Source organism: Streptomyces solincola (assembly GCF_002982015.1).
GTDB lineage: Bacteria > Actinomycetota > Actinomycetes > Streptomycetales > Streptomycetaceae > Streptomyces > Streptomyces solincola.
Genome location: NZ_PVLV01000184.1, coordinates 1 through 8,658, shown reverse-complemented (window position 1 = coordinate 8,658; position 8,658 = coordinate 1). Strand labels below are relative to the sequence as shown.

The 8,658-nt window shown below is 67.1% G+C and carries 7 protein-coding genes; 5 read left to right on the top strand and 2 right to left on the bottom strand.

The genetic code is table 11. The features are described 5' to 3' along the window. The first annotated feature begins 5 nt into the window (after positions 1 to 5). On the top strand, positions 6 to 1,199 hold the full coding sequence (locus C6N75_RS13515; protein WP_105869127.1) for an LCP family protein: 1,194 nt from the start codon (positions 6 to 8) through the stop codon (positions 1,197 to 1,199). A gap of 49 nt (positions 1,200 to 1,248) precedes the next feature. On the opposite strand, the gene C6N75_RS13510 is transcribed toward C6N75_RS13515, so the two are convergent. Then, positions 1,249 to 1,455 (bottom strand): DUF397 domain-containing protein, encoded by a 207-nt coding sequence (locus C6N75_RS13510; protein ID WP_105869126.1) that lies wholly within the window; start codon positions 1,453 to 1,455, stop codon positions 1,249 to 1,251. Next, on the bottom strand, positions 1,452 to 2,315 hold the full coding sequence (locus tag C6N75_RS13505) for a helix-turn-helix domain-containing protein (RefSeq protein WP_105869125.1): 864 nt from the start codon (positions 2,313 to 2,315) through the stop codon (positions 1,452 to 1,454). Before C6N75_RS13505 ends, C6N75_RS13510 begins: the two co-directional genes overlap by 4 nt. A gap of 123 nt (positions 2,316 to 2,438) precedes the next feature. On the opposite strand from C6N75_RS13505, the gene C6N75_RS13500 reads away from it, so the two are divergent. From C6N75_RS13500 to C6N75_RS13485, 4 genes are all read left to right on the top strand, one after another. Continuing rightward, positions 2,439 to 2,879: an ATP-binding protein gene (locus C6N75_RS13500; protein ID WP_105869124.1), complete on the top strand. Its 441-nt coding sequence runs from the start codon at positions 2,439 to 2,441 to the stop codon at positions 2,877 to 2,879. 134 nt (positions 2,880 to 3,013) lie between these two features. Further along, positions 3,014 to 4,711 (top strand): DUF6531 domain-containing protein, encoded by a 1,698-nt coding sequence (locus C6N75_RS13495; RefSeq protein WP_105869123.1) that lies wholly within the window; start codon positions 3,014 to 3,016, stop codon positions 4,709 to 4,711. Between the two features lie 202 nt (positions 4,712 to 4,913). Further along, entirely contained in the window at positions 4,914 to 7,724 is a 2,811-nt protein-coding gene (locus C6N75_RS13490) for an RHS repeat-associated core domain-containing protein (protein WP_181160461.1), read from the top strand. Positions 7,725 to 7,740: 16 nt separating this feature from the next. After that, the gene (locus C6N75_RS13485; RefSeq protein ID WP_105869121.1) at positions 7,741 to 8,421 is read left to right on the top strand and encodes an Lsr2 family DNA-binding protein; all 681 of its coding nucleotides are present in this window, start codon (positions 7,741 to 7,743) and stop codon (positions 8,419 to 8,421) included. The last annotated feature ends 237 nt before the right edge of the window (positions 8,422 to 8,658 follow it).

Here is an 8,658-nt window from a genome sequence, read left to right as displayed (position 1 = left end):
CCGGGGTGAGGCGCCACGCCCAGCCCCCGGGCCCCCCCCCACGGCCCCCGCCGCCGCCCGCTCCCGGCGGCTACGCCGGGCTCCCCCGCCAGTCCCCACCCCCCTCCGGCTACGACAGCGGCTACAACACCGGCCAGGTCTACGGCACCCCCGGCGGTGGCGGCCGGGGCCCGGGCGGCCCGCGCCGCCCCGGCGGCCCCGGCAGACCCCCGGGGCAGGCCCCCGACTGGCGCAAGCGGCTCAAGGTCGGCGCGATCGTGCTGCTGGTCGCCGTGGTCGGCACCAGCGTCGGCACCTACTTCTGGGCGGACGGCAAGATGCGCCGCGAAGTGGACCTCGCCAAGGTCATCGACAGACCCGCCGAGGACGACTGCACCACGTATCTGATCGTCGGCTCGGACAGCCGCGAGGGCATGTCCGCCGAGGAGAAGAAGAAGCTGCACACCGGCTCAGCCGAGGGCAAGCGCACCGACTCGATGATGGTCCTCGCCGCCTGCGGCGGGGGCAACAGCATGATCTCCCTCCCCCGCGACTCGGACGTGGAGATCCCCAAGTTCGTCGGCTCCGAGTCCGGCAAGACCTTCCCCACCCAGGGCCGCCGGGTGAAGCTGAACGCCGCGTACGCGGAGGACGGCCCCGAGCTGCTGGTGCGCACCGTCGAGCACAACACCGGACTGCGCATCGACCACTACGCCGAGATCGGCTTCGCCGGCTTCGCCAACATCGTGGACGCGCTCGGCGGCGTGGAGATGGACATCCCCAAGGCGTTCAAGGACAAGAAGTCCGGAGCCGACTTCCAGGCGGGCAAGCAGGAGCTGAACGGCGAGCAGGCCCTGGCCTTCGTCCGCACCCGCTACGCCTTCGCGGGCTCCGACCTGGACCGCACCAAGAACCAGCAGAAGTTCCTGTCCGCGCTGGCGAGCCAGGCGGCCACCCCCGGCACGATCCTGAACCCCTTCAAGCTCTACCCGACCATGGGCGCGGGCCTGGACACCGTCATCGTCGACAAGGACATGTCGCTGTTCGACCTCGCCGAGATGTTCTTCGCCATGAAGGGCGTCTCCGGCGGCGAGGGCACCTCGATGAACATGCCGATCAGCGGCGAGCGGGGCGGCAACCTGGTCTGGAACCAGGACAAGGTCAAGGAACTGGTGAAGCAGATCCAGAACGACGAGAAGGTGACGGTCACCGAGAAGTGACCGGTCCGGCCGCCCGCACCCGGGGGCGCGGGCGGCCGGATCACCTGTCCTACCGGGTGGCGTACGCCGACACGAAGTCCGCCCACGCGCTGGTGGCGAACCCGAGCTGCGGCCCGGGGACGTTCTTGGAGTCCCGGACGTGCACGGTGCCGGGGTCGGCGGCGACCTCGACGCACTCGGGCCCGTCATTACTGCTGTAGCTGCTCTTGAACCAGTCGCGCGTGAGACCGGCTTCGCTTGACGTCTTGCGGGTCATCTCTCTCCCAGCGCTTTCTCGATGAAGGCCAGCGACTCCCGTGGGGTGAGAGCCTGCGACCGGAGGATGCCGTAGCGCAGCTCGATGACCCGGACGTCCTTCGGGTCCGAGATCATCCGGTTGGACAGTTGCCCCTCCCAGTGTGCGACCGCCGTGCCGTCCTGGAACTTCAGCACCTGGAACTGACCTCCCATTCCGGCGTGGTCCTCCCGGTCGGTCGGCATCACCTGGATGTCGACGTGGCGCAACCGCCCGACCTCCAGCAGGTGTTCGAGCTGGCGACGCGCCACCATTCTGCCCCCGAGGGGGCGCATGATCGTCACCTCCTCCAGGATGAAGGTCAACATCGTGACCGGCGTCTGCTCCAGGATCTTCTGCCGCCCGAGTCGGCCCGCCACATGCCGCTCGACCTCGTCGGCGCTGAAGGGTGGTCGGCGCATCTCGTACAGCGCGCGGGCGTACTCCTCGGTCTGGAGCAGCCCGTGCAGGTTGTGGGCGCTGTACGCGCCCAGCTCCACCGCTTCGCGCTCCAGCTTCGCCAGATCCCGGACCTTCTTCGGATACCTGGCCTGCTCCACGTCCTGCTTCATCGCGGCGATCTTGCCGCCCGCGCCCAGGGCCTTGTCCACCCCGTCCAGGAACTCCGGCTTGGGGATGCGCTTGCCCGCCTCGACCTTGTAGACGAGGTTCTCCCCGTAGCCGACCTTCGCGCCGAGCTCGGCGGCCCGCAGGCCCGCCGCCTCACGCCACAGCCTGATCTGCCGCCCCACCGCCTCGACGACCGCGCCCGACTCGTCGTCGTCCTCCAGTCCGACGTCCCCGTCCGGCTCCTCCGCGCCGACACCGCCCTCTCCCGACATGACCCACCCGCCTCCCGTACGTCGTGCTGTACGAGTTGGACTGACCCGCACAGCGCCGGACAGTGACCGTCCGTACACGCCTCGCTCTGTTCAGCGTACGCACGCACGGCCACGCTGTGTGACGTGCCTCACGAATTCACCCACACCGAAGCCCCCACCCCCACCTGGCAGTTCTCCGTCCTGCTCTCCCCCACACCCCGGGGCGCGCGGCTGGCTCGACTGCTCACGGCAGCCCAACTCTCCGCCCAGGGGCTCCCGTCCGACGCCGCCGCGCAGATCGTCGCCGAGCTGGCGACCAACGCCACCGTCCACGGCCGCGTCCCCGGACGGGACTTCCGGCTCGACCTCGCCATCGAGGACGACGGGAAGCGGCTGCGCGTCGCCGTCACCGACACCCGCGACGACCGCCTCCCGCCCGACCCCGGGTGTTCTCCCGTCCCGCCCTGGGACGCCGAGTCCGGACGCGGCCTGCTGATCGTCGAAGCGCTCGCCGACCGCTGGGGCGTGGCGCTGGGGCCGGTGCCTCGCAAGACGGTGTGGGCGGAGCTGGATCTGCGGCCGTGACCGGGTCGCGGGTTTCCACGACCCGCCGAGTGCCCCGGAACGGGCTGGAGTCGCGCAGTCGGGCCGTGGCAAGCTACTGATCCGCATTCGATCTGATGATCTGTTTGCGCACAAAGAAACGGGGGCGCTGCGTCGTGGGCTACACCATTCCTGAGGGCGTCGACACCATGCTCGACATCGTCGGCGTGGGGTGGCCGAACGTCGACGAAGACGCATATCGCGACATGGCCGACTCGCTGCGCGAGTTCGCGGACGACGCGGATGACGACGCGGGCATCGCCTATGGCCATATCCAGAAGCTGCTGGCCACCGGACAGAGCGAGTCGCTCACGGCCCTCGACAAGCACTGGTCGAGGGTGCAGGGCAAGCACAGGGACCTTGCAGCAGCGGCGCGCCTGGTGGCCGGTGCGCTCGACCGGGTCGCCGACATCATCGTCGCCCGCAAGATCCTCGCTGTGGGCGAACTGGCCGACCTGTGCGCAACCGTGGGCATCACCTTGGCCTTCGCACCTGTCACCGCCGGCCTGTCCACCCTGATCGCCGGTGCCAAGATCACCGCAACACGTATCGCCTTCAAGAGGATCCTCCGGGAGATGGCGGAGGCCGTCGTCGCCGAAATCGTCGCCACGCTCACCGAACCGGCGGTGGCGGCGATCGAGAACATCGTCGCGGACCTCGCCATACAAACGGCGCTGAACGTAGCAGGCGTCCAGGACGGGTACGACGGCGAGCAGACCAAGCAGGTAGCCAAGGAAACCCTGCAACTGGCTTCCGCGAGCGGTGCCGGCGGAGGGGCGCCGGGCGGCGGCCCGAGGATCGACCATGACGCGCACGGGCAAGCGGGATGGCATCTGGCCGCGGTGCAGGTGACCATGAAGGAGCGTGCAGGGAGCAAGCTGACGAAGGCAAAAGGGCACCACGGGCGCGCCAAGGGCAAGGACTCGCTCACCGCTGTCCTCGACACCACCATCGATGGCCTCACGGAGAAGCTGACCAAGGCTCTCGACGACCTGGGCGACCATGTGGGCAAGAAGGTCCCGGATGCCATCGGAGGCGGCTCGAGAAGGCATCGGGACGCGGACGGCGACGTCCGGGACCGCATCCGGGCCACCTTGGTGAGGGGCGGAGACGGTGGGGACCCCCGGGACGGTCGCAGTGACGGGACGGCGTCAGGCCGTCGCCGCGACAGCGATGGACCGACCACGAAGCCCGACCGGTTGGCGACCGCTCAACAGGACACCCGTCGAAACAGCATCCCGCTGAGGAAGAAGACCTGCAAGAACGATCCTGTTGACATCGCCACAGGCGAGATGGCGCTTCCTCAGGAGGACATATCGCTGCCTGGGGTTCTTCCCCTCACTCTGCGACGCACCTACCTCTCCGGATACAAGTGGGGGCGGTGGTTCGGGCCCGGCTGGGCCTCGACGCTGGACGAGCGACTGGAGTCCAGCGCCGGCGGACAGGGAATGGTCTGGGCGCGCGAGGACGGGTCCCTGCTCGTCTATCCCACGCTCCCCGCTGTGGACGACCCGGAAGGCGTCCTGCCCCTTGACGGCTCGCGAGCATTGCTGCACTTCGGCGATCGAGATGGTGAATTCACCACGTACCGGACCTACGACCCCCTCTCCGGGCTGACGCGACATTTCACCGGCAGCCCGTACAGCCCTTCCGCGGCGTACTGGCTGAGCGAGATAGAGGATCGTAACGACAACCGCATCCTCATCACGCGCCAGAGCGACGGTGCACCCATGACCGTCATTCATGAAGGCGGCTACCAGATACGTCTGAAAGTGGCCGGCGAGCGCGTCTCCGAGCTGTCACTTCGAACCTGAGGCGCCAGCCCTCATACGGAACTATGGTTACGATCAGGAGGGAAGACTTAATTCGGTCCGCGACTCCACCGGCTGCCCCCTGCGCTTCACCTACGACAACTCCGGGCGCATGACGTCCTGGACGGATCGAAATTCGTCTGCATTCCGCTACGTCTACGACGCGCACGGACGAGTGATCCAAACAGTCGGACCTCATGGGTTCATGTCCTCGACCTTCACTTACGAGGAGGATCCCCAGACGGGCTGGCAGGCGACTCGCTACACGAATTCAACCGGAGACACCACCACCTACTACCTGAACGATCTCCTTCAGGTCATAGCCGAAGCCGATCCGCTCGGAAACACGAAGCATTTCGAGTATGACTCTCTAAATCAGTTGCTGACCCAGACGGACGAACTCGGAAACACTACCCACTTCGAGTACGACGAGCGCGGCAACCTCACCGGCCTGGTGGCGCCGGACGGAATACGTACCACCGCCTCGTACAACCGGCTCGACCTGCCAGACCGGATCACCGAACGTGGCGGAGTCTCGCGTTCCTACACCTACGACGATCGCGGAAACCTGCGCGAAGCATTCGACCAAACAGGGGCTCGCACGTCGTACGCATACGACACCCACGGCGGCCTGCGCCGCGTGGAAAACGCCCTCGGCGAAGTCACTGGCTTCACCACCGACGCAGCCGGCCTACCCATCAGGATCACCCGGCCCGATGGAGCCACCGCCACATGCGCACGTGATGCTTTCGGACGAATCACCGAAGTCGTGGATGCCGTAGGCGGCGTCGTACGCCAGGCATGGAGCACCGAGGGACGGCTTCTCAGAAGAGAGCTGCCGGACGGCAGCCATGAGGAATGGTCCTGGGACGGCGAAGGGAATCTCTCCTCTCACACGGACCGCATGGGGCGCGTCACTCACCATTCATACGGTCACTTCGATGTGCTTCTTTCCACGCGCACGGGAGAGGCGAGCGACTACCAGTTCACGCACGACACGGAGCTGCGGCTGACTCAGGTCGCCAACGCTGACGGCCAGACCTGGAGCTATACCTACGACGCCGCGGGCAGGCTCGCCGCGGAGCGCGATTTCGACGGCCGAACAGTGACTTATGACCGGGACGCCGTCGGTCGCATAACCCGGAGGACGAATTCCGTCGGCCAGACGATGGGCTTCGACCGCGACGCCCTCGGTCGCGTCACACGCATCACGCACGGCGAGGAGGCCGTATCTTCGTTCGTCTACGGTGACCACGGTCATGTCTGGCGCGTCGAGAACGCTCACTGCCGCATCGAGCTGACCAGAGACGCGGCGGGACGCATCGTCGGCGACACGGTGAACGGTGCGACGATGTCGTTCACCTATGACGGGCTCGGCAGGCGTACGAGCAGGCGCACTCCGTCAGGAGCCGAAAGTCGACTCGAGTACGGACTCTCCGGCCTCAGCTCCGTGTCAGCGGGTGGCCATACGTTCGGCTTCGAGCGCGACGCGCTGGGGCGGGAGACCGAGCGGACCATCGATGGCGAGCTGCGCCTGCACCAGCGCTGGGACTCGGTCGGCCGGCTGCGCGACATGACTCTGCAGGCGGGTAGCCGACCCGATCTGGTACGCAGCTTCTCCTATCAGGCCGACGGCGTGCGGACGGCCATAGAGGACAGTCAGAGCGGCCGGCGTACCTTCGTCCTGGACGCCGCCAGCCGCGTGCAGGAAGTACGGGCAGACGGCTGGACGGAGAAGTACCTTTACAACGCGGCGGGCGATCAGACCGACACACGGGTTCCCGCCCAGGCGCCGGGGCAGTCAGCGGCGGGCGTGCGGCGCTTCGACGGCACTCGCCTCGTTCGAGCGGGACGCACGCAGTACGTCTATGACGCGCAGGGGCGGCTCACGCACCGCCGGACCAAAACCCTCAGCGGCACTGTCCTGCACTGGCACTTCCGGTGGGACGCTGAGGATCGCCTCACCCTCGTGCAGACGCCGGAAGACGGTCGTTGGCAATATCTCTATGACGCGTTGGGCCGCCGTATGGCCAAGGAGCGCACCGACGACACGGGACAGGTGGTTGAGAGGACTACGTTCCGGTGGGACGGTGTGCAGCTCGCTGAACAGCACGGCGGAGACATCACGCTGGTGTGGGACTACACAGGCGGGCGACCTCTGTGCCAGCGCGAAGCCAAGCTCGACGGGGCTCAGAAGGAAGTGGACCGCCGCTTCTTCGCCATCATCACCGACCTGATCGGCAGCCCTACGGAGCTGGTCACGGAGGAAGGGTCCGTGGCCTGGCGCGCCCGCAGCACCGTGTGGGGAGCCACTCAGTGGAGCAAGGGCAGCACCGCCTACACGCCATTGCGCCACCCCGGCCAGTACTTCGACCCCGAGACCGGCCTGCACTACAACTTCAATCGCTTCTACGATCCCGAAGTCGGGCGGTACCTGTCACCCGATCCGCTGGGGATAGCGCCCTCGATCAACCCGTACTCCTACGTCGTCAATCCCCTCGTCCTGTCGGACCCTCTCGGGCTGGCCGCCTGTACCCCGGACCCCACCTGGGGAGGGCAGGTCAGATGGGTGCGCGACGAGCACGGCCGGCCGTACGAGATGCACGCGGTCATCACGCGCAACATGCTTGACGAGGGCACGCACGCCAACAACGCGATCATTCCACCCGGCTACCAGTCCGGAAAGGGCCAAGCCCGCGGTCACATGCTCGCCCGACAACTCGGCGGATCCGGCGACTTCGAGGACAACCTCTTCACCATCTCCCAGAATCCGACGAACACGCCGAAGATGAGCATGTTCGAACAGCGTGTGTACGACGCCGTGGCCGATCACGACGTCGTCAGCTACAGCGTGTACCTGGAGTACGTGAACGACGATCCGGACTCGCCTCCCAAGTCCATCCAGCTCGAAGCATTCGGCACCAAGAAGGACCGGGACGGTAACCTCCAATTTGATGAGGGGATCATCCTCGACAATCCGGCTCACGACGAGCCCCGCCCACGACGCCGCCCCTAGTTGGTGAGGAAACCCGATGACCGCCCTCACGACGCTCACCGCGCTGTGCCCGCCTCCCGCCTCGCCCCCCCAAGGTAGTGATTGGTCCGACGTGGAGAACACCCTCGGGGTGGCTCTTCCTCAGGACTACAAGCAGCTCGTGGATACTTACGGCCCCGGGCAGTTCTGCGACTTCATCACGCTCTACCACCCCGGCGCTCCCAGCGAGTGGGCCGACCTGACCGGCCCTATGCCGACCCGGCTGCGTGAGCAGATCGAAGAGGTCCGGCAGGTCGCCGAGCGGCCCTGGCCCCTTCCGCACCCGGTGGAGGAGCTCCAGGCCATGGGCGTCACAGAGAACGGCGACTATCTGTTCTGGGCAACCCGTCCGACCGACGCTCCGGGCCGATGGCCTGTTGCCGTCAACGAAGCTCTGGGCGCTCCTTGGTTCACCTACGACGGCACGGTGTCCGAGTTCCTCGTCTCCGTGCTCAGAAATGACGTGCAGGTCCCGATGTTTCCTGGCGGGCTCCTCGACCGCGGTGTCTTCTTCACGCCGTCCAGCCTGCACAGCCCCGTGACAGCCACGGCTTCCGAGGTGCCGATCGACACCCACCGCGTCCGGAAGTGGGCACAGGGCCGCGGGTACGACCTTCCCGACCGCGGACGCATTCCCCTCGAGATCGTTCGTGCCTGGGAGAGGGCCAACCGACGCTGAGATGGGGCATGCCACACTCCTCAGGCCGTACGTGTCGTTCCGGTGTCCTCAGCGCAGCGTGACTTATCTGAGATCAAGGCCAGCCCGCCGCGGGCGACGCCATGACGCGGACTATTCCGGCGGTCACCGACCGGGTCGCGGGTGTCCACGACCCGGTGAGCCGCGACGCGGCGCCGCCCGACGCAAAGAGCCAAAGAATCCTGGTGAGGACCGGTGAAACCACCCGCCCCGCCCACC

Coding starts and splice junctions, on each gene's coding strand:
- C6N75_RS13510 (WP_105869126.1), bottom strand. CDS start 1,455: ATGACCCGCAAGACGTCAAGCGAAGCCGGTCTCACGCGCGACTGGTTC.
- C6N75_RS13490 (WP_181160461.1), top strand. CDS start 4,914: ATGTCCTCGACCTTCACTTACGAGGAGGATCCCCAGACGGGCTGGCAG.
- C6N75_RS13505 (WP_105869125.1), bottom strand. CDS start 2,315: ATGTCGGGAGAGGGCGGTGTCGGCGCGGAGGAGCCGGACGGGGACGTC.
- C6N75_RS13485 (WP_105869121.1), top strand. CDS start 7,741: ATGACCGCCCTCACGACGCTCACCGCGCTGTGCCCGCCTCCCGCCTCG.